Origin of the sequence: Roseibium sp. (assembly GCF_965276855.1) — a bacterium.
Taxonomy (GTDB): Bacteria; Pseudomonadota; Alphaproteobacteria; order Rhizobiales; family Stappiaceae; genus Roseibium.
Window position 1 is genome coordinate 16285 of the sequence record NZ_OZ255700.1, and the last position, 26749, is coordinate 43033.

A 26749-nucleotide genomic window follows, 5' to 3' on the forward strand; every position below is an offset into this window, starting at 1 on the left:
ATGCGGGCAGTTGGACTTGGTCTTGGAATCCTTTTTGTCTCAACCGGGACTGCGCAGGCTCACAGCCCGGTTCCGGGGATTGAAGGCTTTTATGTCGGTCTGCTGCATCCCCTGTCATCGCCCGCGCAGATCCTTTTGATCCTCGGTGCCGGGCTTCTCATCGGGGGATATGAACGCGCCCGGGTGCGCTGGTTGCTGGCAGCCTTTCTCGGCTTTTCCTTCACTGGTCTGTTCTGGTCCGGCGGTGATGTGTCAGACACACTGGCCTACACTGTTGTCATCGCCACCAGTGCCTTGGCAGCGGCCTCTGCCATCCGGCTGTTTCCTGCCGCTGTTATTTGTGTTGCGGTCGCAGGGCTTCTTCTCGGGGCAATGTCCGTTCCCGATGGCGGGCTCATGTGGGATCGTTTCGTGACGATGAGCGGTTCCTTGGCGGGGCTCAATATCTTGATGCTCTATATGTCCGGGTGTGTCGTCGTCCTCAAAGAGCGGGTGCACTGGGTCATGTTGCCGGTTGCGTTCCGGATTGCAGCCGCCTGGATTGCGGCTGTTTCATCCATGATGCTCGCGATACAGTTTGCACCCGCCTCCACTGTGGCAGCGCTCTAAGGAAGACGTATGACCTCACAAGATTCTTCTGAAATGCCTCAAGAAGACAACTCATCTGAAGTCTCACTTATCCGGCGGTTTCTCCGCGAACCGTTATTGCATTTCGTCCTTCTGGCAGCCGGGCTCTTTGTTGCGCAAGGCATCATTGGCGGAGATGAGCGGGAGGTGATCGTTGTTGATGCGGAAGCCCAAAAATATCTCTTTTCCCAGGAAGAGGACCTCCGCCTTCGACCTCTGACCGAAGGCGACAAACAGCGCATTGTCGACGCTTTCATCGAGGAGGAAATCCTCGTGCGGGAGGCAAAGGCACGCGGGTTTACCGACAGCTCCCGAGTCCGGGCGTTGCTTCTGCAAAACATGCGGTTCTTTATCGGAAGCGATGTGCCAGAACCGACCGAAGATGACCTGCGCGCCCATTTTGAGGCCAACCTGGACGCCTTTACCAGTCCGCCGAGCCTTGATCTGAACCATGTCATGTTCTCAGACCCGGATACTGTGCCAGAGGGAATTCTAGACGCGCTCAATCAGGCCGAAGATCCCTCCACTCTCGGGGACTTGGATACCCGGCTCGGGTACCGTCTGCGGTTTCTCGATCAACGCCGGCTTGTGGGCCTCTTTGGCACCGAACCCACCAAGGAATTGCTGGCAGTCGTCGAAGACGACCAGGACTGGCGCGGTCCTTATGTATCCCCAACGGGATCTGTCCATTTTCTTCGTGTGATCCAACGGAACCCGCCGCGCACGCCAACTTATGAACTCGCTCAGGACTGGATTTCGACCCATTGGCTCTCGGCAAAGTCAAACGAATTGCTCGATACAGCGCTGGACGATATGCGGCAAAACTATCTTGTTGTGGTGGAACCGGTTGAGGGCGGGCCGAATGACTAAGGCGCACCCGATAGCCGCGCTTTTGGTGTTGGTATCGGCGGTTTGGTTGTGGCCCGCAGGGGCATCGGCACACTCGCTGGGTGTCGACAAGGCCGAACTGATCGAGACCGCACCAGGCACCTATGAGCTTCTCTCAAAGGTTCCACAACGCCTTGCCAGTGCGATCACGACACCCGTTTTGCCGGACCGGTGCACTTTCGAAGGATCACCGCGCGGCGAACGTGGGTCGTATCAGGTGCTCTTCCGCTTCACTTGCGAAACAGCCCTGACGTCTGACGACCAACTCGTCCTCCCCTGGAAACGCGATGGCGCCTTGCTAACTGTGCGCTGGTTCGAGCAAGAGCCCCTGACCAGGCTCGCCTCACGCCAGGGCGATGCCATTGTTGTTGATCTTGAGGAGTATCTTGCCGGGTCCGGATCTATTGTGAAGGCGGCAAGCCGGTACACAAAGCTCGGATTTGAGCACATCCTCGAAGGACTGGACCACCTACTGTTTGTGTTCGCGCTGATGATTGTCGTGCGCAACGGTTGGCGGTTGGTCAAGACCATCACTGCCTTCACCATCGCGCACAGCATTACGTTGGCGCTGGCCACGTTTGGCTATGTCAACTTGCCGTCCGCACCGGTCGAGGCCACGATTGCGCTGTCGATCGTTTTTCTTTGTGTCGAGATCGTCCATGCGGCCCGTGGCCGGATCAGTTTGACCTACCGGTATCCTTGGATCGTTGCCTTTGCCTTCGGCCTTTTGCATGGCCTCGGGTTCGCCGGTGCGCTCTCGGAAATCGGCCTGCCGCCAAACGAGATCCCGATCGCCCTTTTGTTCTTCAACATTGGCGTGGAGCTGGGGCAACTGGCCTTTGTGTTCGTGATCTTGATCGCGCTGAATCTGCTCACGGCCCTCCGTTTCGGATTTCCAAGATGGGTGGAGCTTGTTCCAACCTATGTGATCGGCACGCTTGCGATGTACTGGACCCTGGAGCGAACAGCGGCAATTGCCGGTCTTTGACTGATCGCGCCGGAAATTACATCAGCATCCGCGCAAGATTTGGTTGTTCGGAAAAGAAAAGGGCATTCAAATCGTCGATCGCCATGGGGCCTCCGAAGAGATACCCCTGCCCAAGTTCACAGCCAAACGCGGTCAGCATATCACGCTGCTCGATCGTCTCGATCCCTTCGATGAGCGCCGTGGACTCAAGTGTCTTCACCATGGTCAACGCCATCGCTATCAGGCCATGCCCCGCGTCACCGTCCCGCAGGATCTTCGTCAGAGACGTGTCGATTTTCACTTCATTCCATTTGTATTGAAGGATGCCGGACAAGGCGGAGGCTGGCGTGCCAAAATTGTCCAACGATAGGGTGACACCCAGTGAACGCAGATCCTCAAGGCAACCATGGACACGGTCGAACGTGTTAAGGAGCCGGCCTGCTGCGACCTCTACCTTTAGCCGTTCGGCAGGGAGGCCCGTGCTGCTGAGGCAATCCTCAATCATTGGGGCAACATCCCCGTGGAGCATGTGCGGCACAGACAGGTTGACCGCCAGATCCACGTCCCCGGGCAGCAGCTGAACCTGAGCACAGGCCGTTTCAATGATTTTGCGTTCCAATGGGATGATCAAGCCGTTCTGCTCGGCGATCGGAATCACCTCTGCAGGTGCAATCCAGCCGAGCTGCGGATGATACCAGCGGGCCAAGGCTTCAATCCCAACAATTTGACCGGTCTTCATGTTAAACTGCGGCTGAAAATGCGGCAGGCAGTCTTCCTGTTCGAGTGCCTGAAGCAATGCGCGAGATATGCCGGATTGCCGCTCCGCAACCGCTCGCATGGGCGGTTTGTATGTTCCGACATCTCGGCGGCCTGTCCTTACTTCCTCCGAAACAGCCAATTGGGCGTTTTGCAGACTCGCGCCCGGGTCTCGTTCTTCCTGGTCTATAAAGGCGATCCCCGCGATACTGTTTACTGGGTAGATACCGGAGCGAATTGCCACTGGCCTGTGAATATGGTCGCGCAGGCGACTGGTGATCTCCAAGGCCGTTGTTCCACTCTCCTGATCCATCTTCATGGCAACGAAGAACCCGCTCCCACTTGCCCGCGCAAGCCATGCTGGCTCGGACCCAAGATTGATCTGATGCTGGATCCGTTCGGCAATGGCCGCGAGAATGGAATTGCGATCAGTCTCGTTTGCAGATCCGGATCCGGTCCAGGGCATGACCAGATCAAAATAAAGCACGACCAAATCCTGGTCGTCGCGACGCTTGGACTGCATTTCCTCGATCTTCTCGATCAAGACCTTTTGTGTCATCAGCCCTGTGGCCGGGTCATGCTTCAATTCGGCGGTTGCACGGGCGAGATTGAACCCTGCGCGTTTTCGTTCGTTTGCGAGATGCCGCAGCCGCCGAACAAGCAAGAACACCCAAATACCCAGACTTGAAATCAATCCAGCGCCGACAAAAGCTTGAATTTGGGCCTGTCGTTCAAGGGTCTCGGTGCTTTCCCGGGCGATGGCTGACATCCGGTTTTCGGCCAAATGCCGCACCTGGTTCAGGGCGGCACCGATCTGATGGACCTTGGCAAGCGCCTGTTCAATCGAGTTTCTGTCTTCCAGATTGGAGATCAGTGGCTCAATTGACCCTGACATCTCTTTAGCATCCGCAAGCCTGCGCGTTATGAGAGACGCTTGCGGGCCAAGTTCCAGCAACGGGTTCACGTGCCAGGAATTCAGAGCGTTCTGAAAGCGGACGAAAGCTCTGGTGACTCGGGCTTGATACTCGAAGTCGGAGTTGTAAAGCGCACTCGTCAGAAGGCTCTCCAACCGATGCGTGTTAAGCAGGCTGGAAGACGTAATGAGAGCGTGCAGAGCATCGTCCTTTGCTTCTGCGTCGTGTTTTTTCTGGAGCAATTCAACAGTGCTGAGCGACAAAGCAAACGCAAACGCGATTACCACCATTGGAGGTATGTAACGGCTGTAGCCGGGTCGAAGCGTCATGCAAACTGTCCCACAAACTCGATCATCTTCAGGCAGAACAACGCTGGTACGCGGCCGGGAGACAGGGTCTCACCACCCCGCGTGCAGTCCTGGCGGAAGCCAGGCAGTGAATTTCCAAGCGTCGTTTGGGAGACAATGGGCGCAGACAGTTAACTGCACTTGAATCCATTAAACGGCATTTTCTTCACCAAGGATATTATCCCTGACAAAACGCGGTACTACTAATGGCATGTTAAACCGATCACAGAAATTCCGACCGCCCCTTCCGGAGACGTTGATGCCGCATTCTCAAAACCGCCTACCCGGTTGGATGATGTCCAACATGTCCACGTTTGCTGCAGTTATTGCAATTAGCGCATTTGGTGCCTCGCTGACCCCATCCTTGATGCCACGCGACCCCTTGGTGCAAAGCCTCTTGTCAGGAATTGTTGCCAGCCTGGGTTATGAAGCGGCACTTCTTGTCCGGGCAACATGGCGCTACATGGAAATTCCGTGGCTTAGGGGGCGCTTGCGTACGGTCTGGGTTATCGGTGGCTTGGCCGCGTGTGCCGGTATTCTAGTCTATTCCCTTTCAAAAGCAGCAAACTGGCAAAATGCAACTCGCGAGGCCGTTGGACTGGAGCCGCTGGAAAGCGCCGCACCATTCTTTATCCTTGGAGTATCCCTCGCCGTTTTTCTGGTTCTGTGGCTAATTTTCAGAGCGCTTGGGATCGCCCGCCGCCGGATGGAGCGGATTTTGGACCGTTTGGTGCCGCGTCGTGTCGGCATCGTGGTCTCAATTGCCGCTGTTGGCTGGCTCTTCTGGGCGTTGGTCGATGGCGCATTGATCCGCAACGCGTTCAAAGCAGCCGACGCGTCCTTTATGGCTGCAGACCTTCTCATGGAGCCGGATATTGAACAGCCATCCGATCCGCAAAAGACAGGAAGTGCAGCGTCCCTCATCCGCTGGAAGGAAATGGGGCGGCACGGCCGGGCTTTTGTTGCAACGGCCCCCTCATCAGATGAAATAGGGGAATTCTTTGAGGGTCCGGTTCAAAACCCGATCCGGATTTATGTTGGCCGATTGTCGGCCGAGACAGCGGAAGAACGCGCCGAAATCGCGTTGGAAGAATTGAAGCGCGTGGATGCCTTCTCTCGCTCAACTCTTGTTGTGGCAGTGCCGGTTGGAAGTGGATGGATGGATCCGGGCGCTCATGACACGCTCGACTTCATGCTTGGCGGAGATGTGGCGACGGTCGCCGCGCAATACTCGTATCTCACCAGTGTTTTGTCGCTGCTCGCACATCCGGACTATGGCGTTGATCAAGCACGCGTTCTTTTTGAGAAAGTCTATGACCATTGGACAACGTTGCCGAAAGACAACCGGCCAAAGTTTTATGTGCATGGTCTCAGCCAAGGGGCTTTCAACTCTCAAGCCACGATCCCTTTGTTTGACATGCTGGGAGACCCCATCCAGGGAGCGATGTGGGCCGGGTCCCCGTTTTTCTCAAAATTCTGGTCAGAAGTTCGCGATCATCGAAACCCGGACAGCCCCGCCTGGCGGCCCACCTATGGAAACGGGTCTCTGATCCGGGTCTTGGACCAGTATGGAGGACTTGAAGGTGAATTTACGCCTTGGGGTCCGATCCGAATGGTGTTTCTCAACTACGGCAGCGATCCGATTGTGAACTTCACCTATGACAGTTCCATCTTCGAGCCCGGCTGGCTGTCACCTCCACGCGCTCCGGATGTTACGCCTCAGCTCAGGTGGTTTCTCGTCGTTACCATGCTGCAGCTCGCGCTTGATTCCGCGTTTTCGCTGAATGTGTCGGGCTTTGGTCATTATTATATCGCTCGGGACTACATTGACGCCTGGGCCGCGGCCGTTGATCCAGAAGGATGGAATACTGACCTTGCAGACCGCCTCAAGGAAATCTTCGTCAAACGCGGCGCGTCATTCTAGTTTGCAAAAACAGCTGCCTCAGATCTTTTGACCCAGCAGGCGGTCCAACCCACGTTTGACATCTTCCCGGATCGGATCGGCTGCGTCCAAAATGGCCTCAACTTCGAAGAAATCCATCGTTTGGAAATGACCGATTGCCGGTTCCAGGAGGAGATCCGGCTGGGCGCAGCTCAACTTCGCTGCAACGAGGGAATGAAGCGTAATAGAAAATGACCCGATCCAGGTTTCCATGCCGCTTGGCAGACCATCGATCGCTGAAAAATCTGCCCCGGTCACATCGACGGCCATCACGGGATAATCCGTGTCTTCGAACACGTCAAAAGGCGTCGGGTTGACGAAGCCGCCATCAATCAAGACGCGCCCGTCAATCTGGACTGGCGTCAGCAACATCGGAAGCGCTGATGAAGCCGCAATCGCAGGAAGCAAAGCGCCATCGGTTAGGACTGCCTGGGATTGGCGATGAAAATCCGTCGCGACGACTTTCATCGGGATTTGTAAATCTTCAAAGTTCTCTGCCAGCCCGTCCGGAAACAGCGTCTCGAACAAAACCAGCGGATCAATGATCGACGGACGCATCATATTCAAAAGCGAACCCCAGGTCCGGCCATCAGTCAAAAACAACTTTTGAAGCAATTGACCCTTTTGGGTGAAGAGATCGACCGTAAAGCTCCGGATATCCTTGCCGCTCATGCCGCTTGCATAGTAACCGCCGAGGATGGAGCCCATGGATGTCCCGGCGATTACTTCCGGTTTCACGCCCAGATCATCTAGCGCTTCCAATACGGGTATATGCGCAAACGCCTTGGCCGCACCGCCGCCGAGGGCCAGGTGAAAGCCATCAGTGCGTTTTGCCGGATTTGCCGCGGTGTTTTTCGGCGTGGCTTCTGAAGACGCTGCTTGGCCGTTCGCACCTGATGCAAGGATGGCGCTTCCGGTGACAATAGCTCCGGTCATAAAGCTGCGGCGTTCCATGCTGGATCTATTCCTTCTGTCGTGACGACACGCGCCCTGCGAGCTGTACATAGAACAGTGCGAGGCGGCTCAAGTCTATCGGAGAGTATGGGAAAACTGCCAGACCCCTCCGGTCAAGAAAAAGGCCGGAGAACAGGTGATCGCCTGTCTCCGGCCTAATCCTTGATTCGAGAGTTGGAAACTCCGGCTCTCAGAGGGCAGAATTACTGCGGCAGTTGGTCGTCAATGCCCTGAACGTACCAGTTCATGCCGAGGATCGCGCCGTCGTCGAGACGCACACCATCTTCAGCTGCAACCGTGCCATCCTGCTTGGTGATCGGACCGGTGAATGGCTCCCAACCATCGACAATCTTGGCTTCCGTTGCTTTGGCCATTTCAACAACATCTGCTGGCAGATTGGTGTATGGGGCCATGACAACGTGTTTCTCGGCAAGACCTTCCCAGGAAGAGTGGCTTTCCCATTTCCCGTCAAGAACGTCCTGAACGCGGTGGATGTAGTACGGCGCCCAGTCGTCAATGATGGCGGTGTACTGCGCGTCCGGGGCAAAGGCGACCATGTCGGATGCCTGGCCGAATCCGTGAACGCCGCGTTCTTGAGCGACCTGAAGCGGTGCGGTGGAGTCAGTATGCTGCGTGATGATGTCAGCGCCCTGGTCGATCAGCGCCTTGGCCGCATCTGCTTCCTTGCCCGGGTCAAACCAGGTGTTCACCCAAACTACCTTCAACTGGAAGTCCGGATTGACGGATTGTGCGCCCAACATGAACGCATTGATGCCAGCGATAACTTCCGGGATCGGGAAGGAGGCGATGTAACCCGCTACGCCGGTCTTGGACTGTTTGGCTGCGACCTGACCGATGATGTAGCGGCCCTGGTGGAACTTGGAGTTATAGGTCGCGACGTTGTCGGCGGTCTTGTAGCCGGTGGCGTGCTCGAACTTCACATCCGGGAATTTCTTGGCAACCTTAATGGTCGGGTTCATGTAGCCGAACGATGTCGTGAAGATAATGTTGCAGCCTTCACGTGCAAAACGCTCAATGGCGCGTTCTGCATCCGGGCCTTCCGCAACGCTCTCAAGAAACGCGGTTTCGACCTTGTCGCCGAAATGCTCTTCAACGGCCAAGCGGCCCTGGTCGTGCTGGTAGGTCCAACCGAAGTCACCGACCGGTCCGACGTAAACGAAACATGCCTTAACATCGGCTGCGTTTGCTGCAGTTCCCGCTGCGAGGAACGCAGCGGCAGCCACGGTTGCTTTCAATAGAGATTTCATCAGTTTGGTCCCCTCTGTTTGATCTCTCTTTGTGTACGATCTTTTTGCTTTGATCCAGCCCTGATCGCTGCAGGCTGAACCCGACCGGTAACGGGGAGGCGCTACCGGTCCGGAACAAACGGCTTGCCCAGGCAGGCCGGTGTATTGACGAGCGTCAGTCTGCGGTTTGCGGAGATGAGCACAAGTACTCCAATGGTCGCAAGATATGGCAGGCTGGACAGGAATTGCGATGGAACCCCAAGGCCGATTGCCTGGGCATGCAAATTGAGAACGCTGACCGCACCGAACAGGTACGCCCCGATGATGACCCGGAATGGCAACCAGGATGCAAACACCACCAAAGCAAGCGCGATCCAGCCGCGGCCGGCCGTCATGTTTTCCACCCACTGCGGTGTATAAGCCAGCGACATGTAGGCGCCGGCTAAACCCGCACAGGCCCCACCGAACAAAACCGCCATGAAGCGAATTTTCAGGACCGAATACCCCAATGCATGCGCGGATCCGTGATTGTCACCAACAGAGCGCAAGATCAGGCCGGCCCGGGTTCGGAAGAGGAAGTAGGCCACCCCGATGACAAGTGCAAAGCCGATATAAACGATCGCATCTTGCTGGAAGAAGACCGGTCCAATGAACGGGATGTCGGACAGGATCGGGATATAGAGTTCCGGGATCCGTAGACCCGGCACACCGATATAGGCTTCTCCAATCATACCGGACAGACCAAGACCGAGGATCGTCAGTGCAAGACCGGTCGCGACCTGATTGGCGACCAGGACCAGCACTAAAAAACCAAACAATGCGGACATCGCCATACCGGCCGCGATGGCACCGATGACCCCGAGTGTTCCAGAGCCGGTCTGATTAGCGACTGCAAATCCAATCACCGCCCCCATGATCATCATGCCTTCGACACCCAGATTGAGGACGCCGGAGCGCTCCACCATCAATTCGCCAATTGCCGCAATGAGAAGCGGGGTTGCCGCCGTAATGACTGTGAGCAGAACTGCCTCAAACATGAGAAACCTCCCCGGCCGGATTGGCAGCACGGCGGGAGACCATGCGGATGCGATAAAGAATGAGCGTGTCGCATGCGAGTACGTAGAACAGAAGCAATCCCTGGATAACGCTTGCGATCTTATTGGAGACGCCCAGCCCGGACTGGACGCCCTCTCCGCCGATGTAGGACAAGGCAAGGACAAACCCGGCGATGATGATGCCGATCGGGTTCAAGCGGCCCAGGAAGGCCACGATGATGGCTGTGAAGCCATAGCCTGGAGAAATAGACGGCAGAAGCTGGTTCAAAGACCCTGAGACGACCATGGTGCCGGCAAGGCCGGCCAACCCGCCTGCCAAGGCGAACGAGAAAATGGTCAACCCTTTTGCTGAGAACCCGGCAAAGCTGCCTGCGCGCGGGCTTTCGCCCATTACGCGGATTTCAAAGCCCTTGATGGTTTTTGCCAATACCAGCGCGAGCACCAAGGCCACAATGATGGTGATCGGCGTCGCCAGGCTCATCATTCCGCCAAAGACTTCCGGCAAGGTTGCAGCATCGGAAAAGATACGCGATTCCGGGAAGTTGAAGCCGTCCGGATCCCGCCACGGACCGCGCACGAGATAATCCAGCAGAAGCCCGGCCACATAAACCAGCATCAGGCTTGTGAGGATTTCATTGGTGTTGAACCGGGTTTTCAGCAGAGCCGGGATCGTCGCCCAAAGCGCGCCCCCGATCACACCGCAGATCAGCATCAGTGGCAAAGTCAGGCTGTTTTCAAAACTCGGAAACATGACCGGCAGGATGGAGCCGAACATGGCCCCGACCACAAATTGCCCTTCGGCGCCGATGTTCCAGTTGTTCGAGAGGTAACACACGGCCAGACCGCAACCGATCAGGATGAGCGGTGTTGCCTTTTCGATCGTTGCTTCCAGCGACCACTGCTCGGTCAAGGGTTCAATGAAGAACTTGTAGAGACCAAGGGCTGGATTGACGCCGGAAATGGCAAAGATGATCGCGGCGGACAGAGCTGTCAGGCCGACAGCAATCAGAGGCGACATCAGCGACATCAGTTCGCTGTGTTCCTTGCGTTTGACGAGTTCGATCCGCATCAGGCGACCTCCCCTTGTGTCTCGGCTCCGCCTGCCATGAGAAGTCCAACCCGTTCGCGGGTCATATCCGCAGCAGGTTCCGGTTCAGACAGGTAGCCTCTGGAGATCACCGCGATCTTGTCGGCGATTTCAAAGATTTCATCGAGATCCTGGCTGATCACCAGGACTGCTGATCCGCTTCGGGCGAGATCAATGATTGCCTGACGGATCAGGGCGGCTGCCCCTGCGTCGACGCCCCAAGTCGGTTGATTGATGATCAGGACGCCCGGTTGCCGGTCGAGCTCGCGACCGACAACAAACTTCTGCAGATTGCCACCCGATAGTGAACGTGCCTCCGGATCGTCATGCGACATGCGGACATCAAAGGTTTGCTTGATCCGTTGCTCCATTTTTCCGGCATTGGCCGTGGACACCATCCCTCCATTGACCAGCTTGTCACCCGTGCTGTGCCGCGTAAGCACAATGTTCTGGGAGAGCTTCATACCTGGAACGGCGCCATGACCGAGCCGCTCTTCGGGAACGAACGCGGCGTTTTTCTTACGGCGCCAATTGATACCCTTGGAGCCGCAAGAAACGCCATCCAGCAAGATCATGTCTGGGGCAACGCGCATTTCACCGGAGATTGCGTCGAACAATTCCCCTTGCCCATTCCCGGCAACGCCCGCAATTGCCACAACTTCCCCTGCACGGAGTTCCAGAGAAATGTTGTTCAGCGCCGTTGCAAAGGGTGTGGCCGCAGGCGCGGACAACTTGTTCAACCCAAGCCGGACATCTCCGATAGCCGGTTTTTGTGCTGCCGCGTTTACCGCGATTACTTCAGCCCCCACCATCATGCTGGCGAGTGTTGCTGGTGTTTCCTTCGTGGGATCACATTCATTGACGACCTGGCCGTGGCGCAAGATGGTCGCGTGATGGCAGATCCGCTGAACTTCTTCCAGCCGGTGGCTGATATAAAGGACGGCGCAGCCTTCGGACGCTAACCTTTGCAGGGTCAGGAAAAGCTGATCCGCTTCCTGCGGTGTCAAAACAGACGTCGGCTCATCCATGATGATCAGACGGGGTTCCTGCAGCAGACAGCGGACGATTTCGATCCTTTGACGAATTCCGACAGGCAGATCGGCGACAATGTCATTGGGGTTCAGCGGGAGACCATACTCACGGGAGACTGTTTCGATCCGTTTGGCCAGATCTTTCATATTGCCGGGATTTGGAAGTGCGAGCGCAATGTTCTCGACCACATTCAACGCCTCGAACAAGGAAAAATGCTGGAACACCATCCCAATGCCGAGTTCGCGGGCAGCAGCAGGATTGTCTATCGCAACCTTTTGGCCATCCCACCAGATCTCGCCGCCATCCGGTTCGAGCGACCCGTAAAACATTTTGACGAGTGTGGACTTTCCCGCACCGTTTTCACCAAGAAGAGCGTGAATCTCACCCTTGTTGATCGTCAGATCGACGGCGTCGTTGGCAAGGATATCGCCAAACCGCTTGGTCAGCCCTTGCGCGTCCAGCAACTTGTCTTTGCCGGATCTTGCGAACGGGGCAGCTGCCGTGTCCACTTCTGAATGGTTTTCTGTACCCACACTGTCCCCCGGTTGGATGCCGCCTTATTATTCATGTCTTATTTGTGTGCAAGCCTCCCGCTTGCAGCGGCTTGTTGATAACAGGCCTCGTCCCGGGTAATCAGGTCGACAACTATTCCTGCTGCGATCGCAGCCGGGTGTTTTGATTTTATCGTTGTCACCCCGACCGGGCAGACCATGGTCGAAAGAACGCTGTCACTCAGACCGCGTGATTTGAGACGTTTCATGAACCGGACCCGCTTGGTTTTGGAACCGATGACACCGCAATAGCCAAAGCGCTGCGCGAGGAGCGCACGGGCCATGATCTCTTCATCGAGCCCGTGTGAGTGGGTCATGGCAAGAACGAAGGCACCATCCGGCGCATCCTCAAGTGCTTTTGCGGGGTCCGACGTGCAGATCTTCGTGACATTGGCCGGGACGGCAGTTGGAAACTGATCCGCTCTGCTGTCGATCCACACGATCGAAAATGGCAAGGGCGCCAGCGCTAGCACAAGCGCCTTTCCGACATGCCCGGCGCCGAAGAGATAGAGTGTCCGCCGTGTTTCGCCGAATTTTTCGATCAGCAGCTTTCTGCCGTTCTCCTCGACGATTTGAAATGCGTCTTCAGGGGCTTGATCCACGAATTCCCGTTCGCGAACGGAACCGTTGTCGATTATCGCACGCGTGACGAACGGATACGGTTTGCTTTCTACAAGTGCCAGCCGGTCCGCGGCTTCCAACTGTTCCGACACAAAGACTTCGATCGCGATTTTGACCCGGCCACCACAACACTGGCCGAGATCAGGCCCGAGAGAAACGGTTTTTAGTTCGAAACCGGCCGTCTTGCTGCATGCAGCCCTTGCCGCCTGGCGGATCACTTCAAATTCCAAGGTGCCGCCGCCGATCGTTCCGAAAAACCCGCCGTCCGGCCGGACGATCATCCGCGCGCCGGTTTCCCGTGGTGTCGACCCGCCAGTTTCGGCGACCGTGACGAGGGCACAGGCGCCGCTGCTTTTCAGGCAGTTCGCGATGTGCCCCCAGACCCTCATGCCGAGACCTTTCGTGAGCGCAAATCCCGGACGGCCTTCATGATCGCTTCGGGCGTTGCCGGCGCATCAAGATTTGGGATCTGGCCCGGCGCGATGCTCGCTACTGCGTCATTGATGGCGCAGAAGACAGCATTTGCCAGCATCACCGGTGGTTCGCCGACAGCCTTGGACCGGTAGACAGTCTCCTGAGGATTGCCGTTGCCGTCATAGAGGCTAACGTTGAACTCCTCGGGAATGTCCGACGCGGTAGGGATCTTGTAAGTCGACGGGGCGTGGGTGCGCAGCCGGCCTTTTTCATCCCAGACAAGCTCTTCAGTCGTCAGCCAGCCCATGCCTTGCACGAATCCGCCCTCAATCTGGCCGAGATCGATCGCCGGGTTCAGCGAATGGCCGACATCGTGAAGGATATCGACCCGGTCGACCGTCATTTCACCGGTCATGGTGTCGATTGTGACCTCTGCGCAGGCGCCGCCAAAGGCGAAGTAATAAAACGGCCGGCCGGTTACGCTTTCCCGATCCCAAGTAATGCCGGGCGTCGCGTAAAACCCGGCGTGGGACATCTGGATCCGTGCCATGTGCGCCTGTTTGGCAACTTCCGCCAGAGTGAAACTCTGATCGCCAATGAGGACCTTGTTGTCTCCGAAATGGATGGCTTCCGGACCGCATTGGTGCTGTTCGCACAGGAACGAGATCAAGCGGCCCTTGATTTCCTGCGCTGCAAGTTTTGCGGCCATGGCATTCAAGTCGGTCCCGGAAGATGCGGCTGTCGGGCCGGTGTTCGGCACCTTGGAGGTGTTGGTTGCGGTGATCCGCACCTTCTCCAGTGTCACGCCAAATTCTTCGGCAACGACCTGGGCGACCTTCTGATAGAGCCCCTGCCCCATCTCGGTGCCGCCGTGGTTCAGATGAACCGAACCGTCGGTGTAAAGATGGACAAGCGCGCCTGCCTGATTGAGGTGTTTCAGCGTGAATGAAATGCCGAATTTCACTGGCGTCAGGGCCAGTCCCTTTTTCAGGACGGCATTCACCGCATTGAAATCACGGACATCGTCCCGCCGGGACCAGTAATCGGAGGTCTCTTCCAGCTGGGCGATGAGTTCATGCATCACCGCATACTCTTCCACCGGCATGCCGTAAGGTGTCAAATTGCGCTCGCCGTCATAAAAGTTCAGCTTGCGGATATCCAGAGGATCCCGGCCCGTCTTGATGGCAATCGCATCAATCATGCGCTCTGCCGCCAGCATCCCTTGCGGCCCGCCAAATCCGCGGAATGCAGTGTTTGAGCACGTGTCCGTTTTCAAACGGCGGGACCGGATGGCTGCGTCTGGATAGAAATAACTGGAATCGGCGTGAAACAGCGTACGGTCATTCACTCCTAGGGACAGATCGACCGAGTAGCCACACCGGGCTAGAAACTCCATATCAACCGCGCGGATTTTGCCGGTACCATCGTGTCCAACGGTCCAGTCAACGCGGAAGTCATGCCGCTTGCCGGTCATGATCATGTCGTCATCACGATCGAGCCGAACTTTGCATGCCCGGCCCGTGGCGTGAGCGGCAAGTGCAGCCAAGCTCGCCCATTGGTTCGCCTGGGATTCCTTGCCGCCAAAGCCACCGCCCATACGCCGCACTTCCGCCGTGACCAAGGCATCCGGGACCCCGAGGACCTTGGCCACGGTGTGCTGCACTTCCGTCGGGTGCTGGGTCGACGTATGAACCAGCATGCCGCCCGCTTCCTGCGGCACGGCCATGGCGATCTGGCCTTCCAGGTAGAAATGCTCCTGCCCGCCAATGCGGAACGAGCCGGACAAGACCTCTTCCGCCGCTGTCATGCCGGTTTCAGGTGATCCGCGCCGGAACTGGTAGTCCGGCAGAACCATTGTTTCTGCAGCTTCGGCGTCTTCCTGCGTCAGGATTGGTGGGATCGGTGCAACCTCGATATTAGCTTTCAGGGCTGCCTTGCGCGCCTGATCCCGGGTTTCGGCCACAACGGCAAAGACTACCTGGCCGTAAAACAGGATTTCACCGTCTGCCAGAACCGGATCATCGCCAAAGCCGGACGAACAATCGTTGGTTCCCGGAATATCCTCAGATGTCAGTACGGCAACGACACCGTCGCTTGCGCTCACATCCGTCAGATCGATGGAACTGATCTTGCCGCGGACTGCAGACCGCGCCCAGCCAGGGACGATATGCAGCGTGCCAACGGCCTCCGTAAGGTCATCAATGTAAGGTGCTGTGCCCGTGACATGCATCTCTGCACTGTCATGAGCCAATGGTTTCCGCACGTGCTTCAGCGGGGCGGTCACTTTGCTCGGATCAAGCGGCGCGGTCATGATCAGCCTCCCGCTTTGCCAAAACCCGGACGCTTTCCGCGGCTGTCCCATCGGTTTCCATCAAGGCTTTCGCGAGCAAGGCTCGCGCCGTTTCCATGCGGTATTCCGAGCTTGCCCGCATATCCGTTAATGGCGTGAAGTCGGTGTTGAGTGCGTCAATGGCGGCCGCCCAGGTCGATGCATCCTCCAGAATTGCTCCTTTCAATGCTGCTTCTGATCCGCTGGCCCGCTTCGGTGTTCCCGCCATGCCGCCATAGGCGATCCGCGCGTCGATGATCCGGCCATCAACAATGGTAAACCGGAAGGCGGCCATGACGGATGAGATATCCTGGTCGAAGCGCTTTGAAATTTTGTAGCAGTGAAAGACCTGATTGGCGGAGGGGCGCGGAACAAACAGCCCGGTCACGAACTCCCCGGGAAGGCGGTCCTGTTTCCCGTAGTCGATGAAAAAGTCTTCCAGCGCCAAGGCACGATCACTGTCTGCAGACTGAAGCTCCAAAGTGGCGCCAAGTGCAATGAGCGCTGGGGGCGAATCTCCGATCGGCGATCCGTTGGCAATGTTACCGCCAACCGTTCCGGACGCGCGAACCTGTTTGGACCCAATCCGCTTCCAAAGTTCGCCCAGATCCAGTGAGATCCGCGTCATCGCGGCCTCAGTTGCCGCGAAGGTCGCCGTCGCCCCCATCAAAATACCGGATTCGCTTTCTTCGACTCTGTCCAGGCCCTCGATCCGGCCGAGCCAGATGGTTTTGGGAAGATCGCGGAGGTTTTTTGTAATCCAGAGCCCAACATCGGTCGCGCCAGAGACCAGGGTGGCATCCGGATGCTGACCGTAGAGCGCTGCCAGGCCATCCAAAGACGCCGGCGAGGAGAAGAACCGTTCGCTGGTTCCAAGGAAAATATCGCGGCTATCAGCGAGTTTCTTAAGTTGCTCACGGGTTTCGTTCGACCGCCAGGTGAACGCGTCATCGGCAACGTTGAAACAGGCTTCCAGTGCCGCATCGACAATCGGGCGATATCCCGTGCACCTGCAAAGATTTCCGGCGAGCCATTCCGTGACCGTCTTGCGGGATTTCGCCTCGCCTTCTGCGTGATACAGAGTGAACAGCGTCATGATGAAACCCGGTGTACAGAACCCGCATTGGGATCCGTGAAGATCCATCATGGCCTGTTGAACCGGATGAAGCCGCTTGTCCTGTACAAGATCTTCCACGGTCACCAGTTCAGCGCCGTCGACCATGCCCAAGAGCTGAATGCAGCTGTTCACAGGCTGATAAGTCAGCTTGCCATCAATGACCCGGCCAAGCGCGACGGTGCAGGCACCACAGTCACCTTCCCCGCAACCTTCCTTGGTACCAGTTTCCTTTCGACGGAGCCGCAAATAGTCAAGAAGTGTTTCGGTCGGCCCGACATCGTGGAGTTCGACAAATTCACCGCCTTTGATGAACCGGATCGTGTCCCGCATCTCTCAGCTCCCCCGATAGGTTGAATAGCCGAACGGCGAGAGCAACAGCGGCACATGGTAATGCGCGTTTGCGTCAGCGATCCCGAAGCGGATTGGAACGATATCCAGAAACAGCGGATCCGGGAGGGTTTGATTGGTGCGTTTCAGATATTCACCTGCATGGAAACGGAGCTCGTAGGTTCCGGTTTCAAACACATCGTCGGTGAGAATTGCACCGTCGACCCGGCCGTCATCGTTGGTCACATGGCTTGAAATATGAGCCGGCGCATCGTTCGCAAACCAAAGCTCTATCTTGAGGCCCTTTGCAGGGACCCCCAAAGCAGTATCCAGAACGTGCGTTGTCAAACGCCCCATCAGTCTCTCCCTCTTGCGGCAGTGCCGCAAAATCCATCAGATAAAAATGTGCCTGAAATAGACGCAGATCCAAAGCGCTCATTTGCGTACTTAATGATGCCTAATTGGCATCAATGGATGCTAGCCGCTCTTTCAAGGCGAACACTGCGTGATCAAAAAACATCGCCGGGGCCAATGCCAAGGCGCGCAAAGACGATGTTACCACACAAAGACGATCGGCCTGAAGAGGTTGATCCTTCAATGGCTTAAAGATCAAATGTCCGGCTTCAATATCTTCTTCGCAGCCGATCTGCGTTTGAAAACCGATGACGTTCTCATCCCGCGCCAGCGCCCGCATCAATCGCAAGGAATTCGCCTCAACATAGGTCATGGATGCACCCGGAATCCGGCTCCGAATGACATCAATCCGGGCCCGGATCGACAAACCTTCTGCCGGCAAGGCAACCGGATAGCGAAGACAATCGGCAAGACTCAGTCCGTTTTCGTCCGCCAGAGGATGGTTCGGGGCCATCACCGCGCCAATTACCAGATCATGATGGAAGGCCGCGGTCAGGGTCGACATGTCGGGAGGGTCAAAGGTGAACCCGACATCCGCTTCGGCCGCTTCTACCTTCCGGGCCGCTTCCTGCGAAGAGGAAACCGAAACGTTGACATGGATGCCGGGATAGGTCCGGCGGAACGAACTGATCACCGCAGGCAACAACCGCTCTGCAACGCTCTCCACGGACGCGATGGAGACGGTCCCCCGGCGCAGTCCTTTCAACGCATCCAGTTCAGCAACTGTGCCTTCAAAGTCGGAATAGGTCCGCCGGATGTGCGCCAGCAGCACCTCGCCCGCCTGGGACAACCGCATCCGCCGGCCCACACGCTCAAAGAGCTGCAGGCCAAGCGCTTCTTCAAGCCACAGGATTTGCCGGTTGACTGCGGACGAGGCAACATTCAGCTCGCGCGACGCAGCCCGGATAGATCCAGCTTCAGCAGCGGCGAGAAAATACCGCATCGCTGGGCTGTAAAGGTTCCGGGCCAGCTCCTGTGCGCGCGCTGAACGCATTCTCAACCGTCCTTACGGGATCAGAACGGTCGTGCCGGTGGTTTTCCGGCCTTCCAGATCGGTATGCGCCTGGACTGCGTCGGCCAAACGGTACTCCTGGTTGACCGCGATCTTCACGATGCCTTTGGAGACGACATCAAACAGATCGCCGGACGTCATCTCCAGCTGTTCGCGGGTCGCGATATAGCTGAAGAGCGTAGGCCGGGTTGCGAAAAGCGATCCCTTTTGCGCAAGCAGTGCAAGATTGAAGTCCTGGATTGGACCGGAGGACTGACCGAAGCTGACCCACAGCCCCCGCGGCTTCAGGCAATCCAGCGATCCCGGATAGGTGTCCTTGCCCACAGAATCATAGACAACGTCACAGCCCTTACCGTCGGTGATCTCCTTGACCCTCTCGACGAAATTTTCCGTCCGATAGTTGATGACATGCTGGTAGCCGTTGGCCTTGGCCAGATCGACTTTGTCCTGCGACCCTGCAGTGCCAATCACCGTTGCCCCAAGATGGGCTGCCCATTGCCCGGCAATCAGGCCGACGCCCCCGGCTGCGGCGTGAAACAGAAGAGTTGTTTCTGGGCCGACATTGAAGGTCTGACGGAGCAGATACTGGGCCGTCATTCCTTTCAGCATCATGCCGGCCGCAGCCTTGTCATCAATTCCGTCAGGAATGACCACAAGGCGGTCCGCCGGAATAATCCGCTCTTGAGCATAGGCGCCGAGTGGGCCGACATACGCCACACGATCACCCGGCTTGATGTGGGACACGCCCTCACCGACTGTCTGAACAATACCGGCGCCTTCATTTCCTGGAATAAACGGCACCCCATCGGGTGCCGGATAAAGGCCGGATCGGAAATAGGTGTCGATGAAATTGAGGCCAATCGCCGTGTGCCGGATGCGCGCTTCACCGGGGCCCGGCTCGCCCACCTCTACATGCTCCCAGGTTAAAACATCGGCGCTGCCTGTCTCATGCACGCGGATTGCCTGTACCATATCAACTCCCACAGAATTTCATCATGATTGCACGCAAACAACTGGTGCAGATCGTTGCAAAGACCATATCCAGCCCGTCACAGCGACGCCAGTGCGAAACAAAGAACGCACTGTTTACAGTCGATTACCGGGAAGAACTGGGACAGCTACCGGACCGTAGGCTGATCAATCGACGCGATCGATCAGCTGCTGAACCGCGGACACTGAGAAGAGATAAAGGCTGGCAGCTGTAAACAGGACTGCTGCCCAAGTGCTCAACACCATCCCATCCCAGATCGCAAGCGCAGCAAGCGCCATCCAGACAAGCGTGACTGGAAGGGTCAGCCAGCGCCAGCGTTTGACGCGAACCGGGTGAACAAACCGGATCGGCGCAAAGGTGAGAACACAGCACACGATGACAGCGGCAATCGTAAAGGCTTCGGACGGCGACAGCACCATGAGACCGAACACCACCATATTCCAGCCTGCCGGGAAGCCCTTGAAGGAGCCGTCCGGCGTTTTCATGCCGTTGTCGGCGAAATAGAGCGTACCGGTGAACACAACGAGGCCGCCGCAGATCCAGTTCCACGGGCTTGAGAGCATCAGGCTCCAGGACAGTGCAAAGGCGGGCAAGAACACATAGGTGGCATAGTCGATGACAAAATCGAGGGACGCCCCGGACCAGCGCGGCAGGCGTTCCGCAATGTTGTACTTGCGCGCAAGTGGACCATCAATGCCGTCGACAAAAAGCGCCAGTCCAAGCCAGGCGAACATCTCGTCCCACTTGCCCTGTGCACCAGCAAGCAGCGCAATCAACGCAATCGGCGCTCCGGAAGCTGTCAGAATGTGGATCAAAAACAGCGCGGGTTCCGGCGCGACTTTGCCAGGCGTTACGTCCGTCACGGGCCTAGGTCCTCGTATAAACAATTAGATCCGCGCGAAGTTACGTTTCTTATTCCGTGGCGCGGCGGCTCCCAAATCTTCGCCCTGATAAGAGTGCTAAGGAGTCAACAGCCTCTATTTGTATTGCAAATCGATGACAGTGTGAACCGCAAAAGCAGAGAAACACTTCAAACTGCAATGTTTCTAAGAAGCGCCTTGGCCGAGAACCATTCCAAACACAAGCGCACCGCCCCATACCAGCAAAAATATCCCGATCCCGATTGGGAAAGCCCGGCTGGGAAATGTTTTTTCCAAAGCCATTACCGCGCCAAGCAATGCAATCCAAAGGATGTTCATCAACCCAACCGCAAACATCACCGTCATTACGGCCCAGCAGCAACCAAGGCAGATCCAACCCTGTGCCAGTCCCTCACGAAAGGCAGATTGGGCGCTGTAATCGCCTCCGTTCCGGGCAAAGGACCATCTGGGATACCAGCAGCGTTCTAGACAGGCGCGCTTGGCAGGCGTGAATTGATATAAGCCCGCAGCAAGCAAGACAGACGTGGTGAGTGCCATACTGACCGGCGCCATCATGTCAGACAATGCACCAAGCTTGGACAAACCAACCTGTGCGATAGTCGCAACAACCGCATAGCCGATCCAGACAGCGAGATATCCAAACACTACGGAAACGGTTACAGAAAAGGCTGATTTGGTCTGAGTGCCCTCAATAGAGACGTACTGGTGAAAGGCTTTCACCATGGGCGTCGCGGACGGAAGCATCATGGCCAGTGCCATCATGGCCCACATCATGAAAATCTTGGCAATATCGGCGCTTGTCAACGCCACGCTGGGCATGCCGAACGTTGCGCCGGCCGGCAAACAAAGGGCTGCAAGTGCTACCCTGGCCTCTTCCGGCAAACCGCGCATGAAATTGAACTGATTGAACAGGATCATTCCCGGCCCGGCTTCAGCCATGTCCATGCTTGGAACCATGGCCGCGACCATAACAATTAGATACGACCAGCCGCTCACTGTCAGTGCCGCGACGACCAAAAGAACAAGCGGCCATCCACGTGGTGGTTCGCCGATATTCGGTTTCAGGCCATCAGGAGAATGCAAAACAGTCATATGTGTTGTCTTGGGCCGGACTCATTGCCAATTTCGAGCAGAACCTACCGCGGAATTCAGCTCAACGAATTGATATTTCTCATGGTGCCTACCACACCGTCGGCGCACCAAAGATCTAATTACCGACCTGCGCGATTTGGTCCCGTTGATCTTTATGAGGTATAGCCCAACATCGTAAGGCAAGTTGCAACAAGTCTTTAAGTGCGGAAACGATCATGGCCCGGGCGAATAAAGAAATCACGTGTGATGCAGTTGTTGTCGGTGGTGGACCGTCTGGGCGGATCACTGCGCTGGCCCTGGCGAAGACCGGCATCAAAACGGCTTTGGTCGCTCCTTTTGACGCGCCTCAAGATGCTCGGACGACAGCTCTCTGGCAAAGATCGATCGATCTCCTCAAAGACCTCGGCATCTGGGCCGAAATTCTGCCAACGGCAGAGCCCTTGAAAACGATGCGCATGATCGATGGATCCAAACGGCTGATCCGCTCGCCTGAAACCCTTTTTGAAAGCGCAGAACTCGGCGTTGAAGAGTTTGGCTACAACATCATCAACGCCGAACTGAACAAGGAGCTGGCAGCCGCCTGTTCCGCTGAGGACAACCTCACTTGCGTCGATGACCTCGCTGAAAACGCTGCTTTTTCCGAAGAAAAAGCCGTTATCACCACTAAAACCGGCACAACCGTTTCTGCAGATCTCGCTGTTGCAGCCGATGGCCGTAACTCGCTTCTGCGGACTTCGGCCGGGATAGAGGTCAAGCGCTGGTCTTATCCACAGACCGCCCTTGTTCTCAATCTCGAGCACACGCTGCCGCACCGCGGTATCTCGACCGAATTCCACACACCAACCGGACCGTTCACGCTTGTTCCGCTGCCCGGCCGGCAGTCTTCTTTGGTCTGTGTCGAGACGGCAGAAACCGCGGACCGGTTGAAAACCATGGACAAGACGCTGCTCGCCCGGGAGTTGGAAGACCGGGCACACTCCATTCTCGGCAAGTTCACCGTGATTTCCGAACCGCAAACCTTCCCCCTGTCTGGCATGACCGCCCGGTCGGTGATTTCAAATCGTTTGGCGCTTGTTGGGGAGACAGCACACGTCTTCCCACCAGTTGGCGCGCAGGGACTGAACCTGTCCATGCGCGATATTGCCGATTTAATATCAGCCGTGGCCGTGGCTCAGGCAAAGGGACTGGACATCGGTAGCCCGGAAGCCCTCAGAACTTTTGAGCACAAGCGGATGGTCGATATCCGGTCTCGGACCAATGCGGTCGATATGCTGAACCGGTCCCTTTTGACGGATTTCCTGCCGGTTCAAGCAGCCCGAAGCGCGGGCATGTATCTGGCCGGCAAAATTGGCCCTTTCCGGCGTTTGCTCATGCGCGAAGGAATGGCGCCGGGAACAGGGTTTCAGCTGCGCCCATAACGCCTGCCTCAGCGCGCCTGTTTCAGCGCGATTTCTTTCTGCTGTGGTAGGTCAAGGCCATCCGGATCATCTGCCGCAACTCCGGCAGAGGCATGGGTACGGTGAGGGAAAGGTGCAGGCTGCGGTCGCCGCCGAAGATGAGGTCTGGGAAGAGACCGCGCCATTCCGACACAAGACTGGTGTTGCAGGAAACATAAAGGGCAATATCGCCCAGCTCAGAACCGTCTTTCGCAATGCGGATCGTTGTTCCGGATTTGGGATTTTCCGTCAGATAGCTCGGTTGGCCCCATTTGAGCGTTTCGACAATTTTGCCGATGCCGTCAGTCTCAACGGCCGTCTCGAGGATCAGGCGGCGGAGCTTAAGCAACCCTTCGCGGACCTCAGGTGATTCCTGTTCAATCAGTGACAGTGTGGCATTGCCTGACACATCACCCTCCCCGCATGACTTCCGCGAACCCGGTCGGGAGTGCGCCTGTGGTGATGGCCCAGATGAACGTGGTGACCGTGACAATTGAAACAAGCGTCCCAATCAGGACGAAGCTGGATGCGCGCTGGACATAAGTCCCGTAGTGCTGAGCGATGACGAACACGTTTGTCGCCGGTGGCAAACATGCCATAAGCACCGCCGTCGCGATCCAGACCGGGTCGATATTCCCAAGCCACATCAACAACATGAAGATCAGCAATGGATGCACGATTAGTTTCACAGCCAGAACGATCGGCAGTTCGATCGGGATCCGGCCAATTGGGCGGATGGCTATGCTGACTCCCATGGCAAAAAGCGCACACGGCGCGGCCGCGTTGCTCAGGTAGGTCAGGAGTGTCGAAAACGCCTGAGGCTGCTGCAACTCAAAGGCAGCGGCCAACACCCCTGCGATGGTCGCCAGAATAAACGGATGGCTGAAGATCCGCCAAAGAATGCTTTTGACGGTATCTGCGATGCTTTGATCTTCGGCGCCCGCGACTGCCATCATCATTGGCGCTAGAATGAACATCAGGGCATTATCGAACGACAGGATGAGAGCCGTCGGCACTGTTGCCTCTTCTCCAAGGACCGCGAGCGTCAGACCCGGCCCCATATAGCCGACGTTGGAATACGCGCCTGCGATCCCGAGTATCGTCGATTCGGCGATGCTGCCGCGTGTGGCGACCACCCCGATGCAGAAAGCCACCGCGAACACGATGTAAGTGGTGAATGTCGTCGCCGCGATGAACGCGAAATTCGCCAATTCTTCAAAAGGGGTTCCGGACAACAGCCGGAAAAACAATGCGGGCAGAGCCAGATAGACAACAAAGAAGTTCATCCAGCTCAAACCGGCTTCGGGGATCTGTTTGATCTTGCCGGCCGCGTAGCCCAGGAAAATCAGCCCGAAAAACGGTAGAGAAAGCGAGATGACGTTCTGCATAATGAGTTCAAAATACTTGCGTTTGGCAGGCCGGTTGCGGTGATACGCGGCTGAGCGCTTGCATAATCGTGCTGCCTTCGATAAGGACCCCAACATGCAAGACGGCGCGCCGGATCGCATTCCAAACAGGTCTTGAGGTGAACCGCAAGGCCATAACGTTCCGTATGCCGCTTGTCCCGTGTGCTTTTGGCGGAACGGTGAGACCAATTCAGGCCATGTGGACCGGGACTGTCCACCATCAGTGACCAGCTCAGCTTCCATGACGTTTAGAAACCACCTTGAAAGCCTTCTGCTTTCCGCAGCGATTGGCCTTTTCCGGTTGTTCCCGGTGGATTTTGCGTCCTGGCTGATGGGACGTTGCTGGCGCTGGATTGCTCCTTTGAATGCGCGCCACAAACGGGCGCTGACGCATCTGAAAAATGCTTATCCGGACATGCCGCTGAAGGAGCGGGAAAAAATCGTTCTGGGGATGTGGGACAATCTCGGCAGGGTCGCTGCCGAGACCTTCCATATCGACCGGCTCCTGCATCAAGACCATCGGTTCGAGGCCGATGCCGACGAGATCACGCAGGCGGTTCTCCGCGGGGAACAGGCCGCACTGTTCGTGTCGTTTCACAGTGGCAATTGGGAAATGTGCGTTCAGCCCGCGGTGATGGGCGGCCTTGAGATTACCGGGGTCTATCAGGCTTTGAAAAACCCGGAGGCCGACAAGGCGCTCCGCTCGTTGCGGAAGGATCTTTACAAGGGTGGCTTGTTGTCGAAAGGCCACCAGACAGCGCGGAAGATCTTGTCGACACTGAAAGCCGGCGGGATTGTCGCTATCATGGGCGATCTCCGCGAGACCCGGGGAATTCAGGTCCCGTTTTTCGGTCAGATGGCTTATGCGAACCCAATTCCCGCCTCTTTGGCCCGCTCCTGCGGTGTGCCGATTGTACTTGGACGTGTGATCCGCAAGAACGGCGTGAACTTCCGCATAGAAGGGCGCGCAATCTCCGTGCCTGTCACAGAAGACCGGCAAGCGGACATTGAAGCGGCGACTGTCCGTATTCATGAGATTTTTGAACAATGGATTCGTGAGCATCCTGAGCAATGGATGTGGATCCATAAAAAATGGGCTGCAGCTGGACGCGCCGCTCCGGCGAAGGACGCAGCGTAAGCAGGCCGCGCCTGTCCGCCTTTCGGAGCAGTTGCAGTGCAACATTTGGAAGATATGCTAGGGCCACAACTGTGGAGGACAGCATTTTGACCAAAACCCCGAGCGCATTTTACAAACCCCTTGCGATTGGCGCGCCGGATCCCTTCCGTGAACTGCCCGTTACCCTGGAGCGGATGATCCATTTCGTTCCGCCGCACATTGAGAAAATGCGCGCCAAGGTGCCGGATCTCATTGCCAAGGTAGACGTGGTCCTCGGCAATCTCGAGGACGCAATCCCCGCTGATGCCAAAACGGACGCGCGGCGTGGTTTCATCCAGATGGCAGAGGAAAACGACTTCGGGCAGACGGGGCTTTGGACACGGGTCAACTGTTTGAACAGCCCCTGGTTTTTGGACGATTTGATGGCAATCGTTCCAGCTGTCGGGGATAAACTCGATGTCATCATGCTGCCGAAAGTCGAGGGTCCTTGGGACATTCACTATCTGGATCAGCTTCTGGCACAGCTTGAAGCAAAAGCAGGCATTGAGAAACCGATCCTCATTCATGCGATCCTTGAAACTGCCGAGGGCGTGAAGAATGTCGAGGAGATTGCTGCTGCAAGTCCGCGGATGCACGGCATGAGCCTGGGTCCGGCTGATCTTGCAGCCTCGCGTGGCATGAAAACCACCCGGGTTGGCGGCGGGCATCCAGATTATGCAGTTCTTGCAGACCCAACCGAAGGTGCGGCACGAACGGCTTACCAGCAAGATCTTTGGCATTACACTGTGGCAAAAATGGTGGATGCCTGCCTATCGTATGGATTGAAGCCGTTTTATGGGCCGTTCGGCGATTTTTCCGATACCGATGCGTGCGAGAGCCAGTTCCGCAATTCATTTCTGATGGGCTGCCTCGGTGCCTGGTCACTGCACCCGACACAAATCGACATTGCCAAACGCGTCTTTTCGCCAGATCCCGGCGAAGTGGCGTTTGCCATGAAGATCCTTGATGCCATGCCCGATGGCACAGGCGCGGTCATGATCGATGGAAAAATGCAAGATGATGCAACCTGGAAACAAGCCAAAGTGATTGTTGATCTGGCGAAAGTTGTCGCATCCAAGGATGCAGAACTTGCAGAAGTGTACGGTCTTTAGATTTCGGCAAGTTTGCCGAGCTAATATTGACACTTAGACCCCTTGCATGTGCACGATAGGAAAGCTACTTCCTG

At 56.7% G+C, this 26749-nt stretch carries 23 protein-coding genes; 7 read left to right on the forward strand and 16 right to left on the reverse strand.

Annotated elements, in window-relative coordinates:
- From ACQY4Z_RS00065 to ACQY4Z_RS00075, 3 genes are read left to right on the forward strand one after another with little or no spacing between them, the layout of a single operon-like run.
- Positions 1-609 carry a hypothetical protein gene (locus ACQY4Z_RS00065; RefSeq protein ID WP_428525565.1) on the forward strand — a complete coding sequence of 203 codons (609 nt, stop codon included), beginning with the start codon at positions 1-3 and terminating at the stop codon, positions 607-609.
- 9 nt (positions 610-618) lie between these two features.
- A complete protein-coding gene (locus tag ACQY4Z_RS00070) occupies positions 619-1497 on the forward strand; it encodes a hypothetical protein (RefSeq protein ID WP_428525567.1) in 879 nt (292 codons plus the stop codon).
- Positions 1490-2503 carry a HupE/UreJ family protein gene (locus ACQY4Z_RS00075; RefSeq protein ID WP_428525569.1) on the forward strand — a complete coding sequence of 338 codons (1014 nt, stop codon included), beginning with the start codon at positions 1490-1492 and terminating at the stop codon, positions 2501-2503. The genes ACQY4Z_RS00070 and ACQY4Z_RS00075 overlap by 8 nt, the downstream gene beginning before the upstream one ends.
- A gap of 16 nt (positions 2504-2519) precedes the next feature.
- Here ACQY4Z_RS00075 and ACQY4Z_RS00080 read toward each other — a convergent pair whose 3' ends face one another.
- On the reverse strand, positions 2520-4481 hold the full coding sequence (locus ACQY4Z_RS00080; protein WP_428525571.1) for an EAL domain-containing protein: 1962 nt from the start codon (positions 4479-4481) through the stop codon (positions 2520-2522).
- 277 nt (positions 4482-4758) lie between these two features.
- Here ACQY4Z_RS00080 and ACQY4Z_RS00085 point away from each other — a divergent pair, with 277 nt between their 5' ends.
- Entirely contained in the window at positions 4759-6423 is a 1665-nt protein-coding gene (locus ACQY4Z_RS00085; protein WP_428525573.1) for an alpha/beta hydrolase, read from the forward strand.
- An 18-nt stretch (positions 6424-6441) separates the two neighbouring features.
- On the opposite strand, the gene ACQY4Z_RS00090 is transcribed toward ACQY4Z_RS00085, so the two are convergent.
- The 13 genes from ACQY4Z_RS00090 to ACQY4Z_RS00150 form a co-directional block, all read right to left on the reverse strand.
- Entirely contained in the window at positions 6442-7395 is a 954-nt protein-coding gene (locus tag ACQY4Z_RS00090; protein WP_428525575.1) for a patatin-like phospholipase family protein, read from the reverse strand.
- A 203-nt stretch (positions 7396-7598) separates the two neighbouring features.
- Positions 7599-8663: a BMP family ABC transporter substrate-binding protein gene (locus ACQY4Z_RS00095; protein WP_306147193.1), complete on the reverse strand. Its 1065-nt coding sequence runs from the start codon at positions 8661-8663 to the stop codon at positions 7599-7601.
- A 101-nt stretch (positions 8664-8764) separates the two neighbouring features.
- The gene (locus ACQY4Z_RS00100; protein WP_428525577.1) at positions 8765-9679 is read right to left on the reverse strand and encodes an ABC transporter permease; all 915 of its coding nucleotides are present in this window, start codon (positions 9677-9679) and stop codon (positions 8765-8767) included.
- Positions 9672-10766 (reverse strand): ABC transporter permease, encoded by a 1095-nt coding sequence (locus ACQY4Z_RS00105; protein WP_428525579.1) that lies wholly within the window; start codon positions 10764-10766, stop codon positions 9672-9674. The genes ACQY4Z_RS00100 and ACQY4Z_RS00105 overlap by 8 nt, the downstream gene beginning before the upstream one ends.
- Positions 10766-12325 (reverse strand): ABC transporter ATP-binding protein, encoded by a 1560-nt coding sequence (locus tag ACQY4Z_RS00110; protein WP_428529674.1) that lies wholly within the window; start codon positions 12323-12325, stop codon positions 10766-10768. The genes ACQY4Z_RS00105 and ACQY4Z_RS00110 overlap by 1 nt, the downstream gene beginning before the upstream one ends.
- 62 nt (positions 12326-12387) lie before the next feature.
- Complete coding sequence (xdhC, locus tag ACQY4Z_RS00115; protein ID WP_428525581.1) at positions 12388-13377, reverse strand: xanthine dehydrogenase accessory protein XdhC; 990 nt, start codon at positions 13375-13377, stop codon at positions 12388-12390.
- Positions 13374-15713, reverse strand: coding sequence for a xanthine dehydrogenase molybdopterin binding subunit (gene xdhB, locus ACQY4Z_RS00120; RefSeq protein WP_428525583.1), 2340 nt, complete (start codon positions 15711-15713; stop codon positions 13374-13376). The genes xdhC and xdhB overlap by 4 nt, the downstream gene beginning before the upstream one ends.
- Positions 15697-17178 carry a xanthine dehydrogenase small subunit gene (gene xdhA / locus ACQY4Z_RS00125; RefSeq protein WP_428525585.1) on the reverse strand — a complete coding sequence of 494 codons (1482 nt, stop codon included), beginning with the start codon at positions 17176-17178 and terminating at the stop codon, positions 15697-15699. Before xdhA ends, xdhB begins: the two co-directional genes overlap by 17 nt.
- 3 nt (positions 17179-17181) lie before the next feature.
- The gene (gene uraH, locus ACQY4Z_RS00130; RefSeq protein ID WP_428525587.1) at positions 17182-17532 is read right to left on the reverse strand and encodes a hydroxyisourate hydrolase; all 351 of its coding nucleotides are present in this window, start codon (positions 17530-17532) and stop codon (positions 17182-17184) included.
- 100 nt (positions 17533-17632) lie between these two features.
- Positions 17633-18583 carry a LysR family transcriptional regulator gene (locus tag ACQY4Z_RS00135; protein ID WP_428525589.1) on the reverse strand — a complete coding sequence of 317 codons (951 nt, stop codon included), beginning with the start codon at positions 18581-18583 and terminating at the stop codon, positions 17633-17635.
- A 12-nt stretch (positions 18584-18595) separates the two neighbouring features.
- The gene (locus ACQY4Z_RS00140; RefSeq protein WP_428525591.1) at positions 18596-19573 is read right to left on the reverse strand and encodes a quinone oxidoreductase family protein; all 978 of its coding nucleotides are present in this window, start codon (positions 19571-19573) and stop codon (positions 18596-18598) included.
- Between the two features lie 165 nt (positions 19574-19738).
- Positions 19739-20455, reverse strand: a complete 717-nt coding sequence (locus tag ACQY4Z_RS00145) for a CDP-alcohol phosphatidyltransferase family protein (RefSeq protein ID WP_428525593.1) — start codon at positions 20453-20455, stop codon at positions 19739-19741.
- A gap of 183 nt (positions 20456-20638) precedes the next feature.
- Positions 20639-21565 (reverse strand): DUF2182 domain-containing protein, encoded by a 927-nt coding sequence (locus ACQY4Z_RS00150; protein ID WP_428525595.1) that lies wholly within the window; start codon positions 21563-21565, stop codon positions 20639-20641.
- A gap of 215 nt (positions 21566-21780) precedes the next feature.
- Here ACQY4Z_RS00150 and ACQY4Z_RS00155 point away from each other — a divergent pair, with 215 nt between their 5' ends.
- Positions 21781-22983: a UbiH/UbiF family hydroxylase gene (locus tag ACQY4Z_RS00155; RefSeq protein ID WP_428525597.1), complete on the forward strand. Its 1203-nt coding sequence runs from the start codon at positions 21781-21783 to the stop codon at positions 22981-22983.
- 22 nt (positions 22984-23005) lie between these two features.
- Here the strand turns inward: ACQY4Z_RS00155 and ACQY4Z_RS00160 are convergent, their stop codons facing one another.
- Positions 23006-23410, reverse strand: a complete 405-nt coding sequence (locus tag ACQY4Z_RS00160) for a DUF1801 domain-containing protein (protein ID WP_428525599.1) — start codon at positions 23408-23410, stop codon at positions 23006-23008.
- Between the two features lies 1 nt (position 23411).
- The gene (locus tag ACQY4Z_RS00165) at positions 23412-24389 is read right to left on the reverse strand and encodes an AEC family transporter (protein ID WP_133947461.1); all 978 of its coding nucleotides are present in this window, start codon (positions 24387-24389) and stop codon (positions 23412-23414) included.
- A gap of 259 nt (positions 24390-24648) precedes the next feature.
- Here ACQY4Z_RS00165 and ACQY4Z_RS00170 point away from each other — a divergent pair, with 259 nt between their 5' ends.
- Both ACQY4Z_RS00170 and ACQY4Z_RS00175 read left to right on the forward strand, forming a co-directional pair.
- The gene (locus ACQY4Z_RS00170) at positions 24649-25545 is read left to right on the forward strand and encodes a lysophospholipid acyltransferase family protein (RefSeq protein ID WP_428525601.1); all 897 of its coding nucleotides are present in this window, start codon (positions 24649-24651) and stop codon (positions 25543-25545) included.
- 86 nt (positions 25546-25631) lie between these two features.
- A complete protein-coding gene (locus ACQY4Z_RS00175; protein WP_428525603.1) occupies positions 25632-26675 on the forward strand; it encodes an HpcH/HpaI aldolase/citrate lyase family protein in 1044 nt (347 codons plus the stop codon).
- Positions 26676-26749 lie beyond the last annotated feature (74 nt).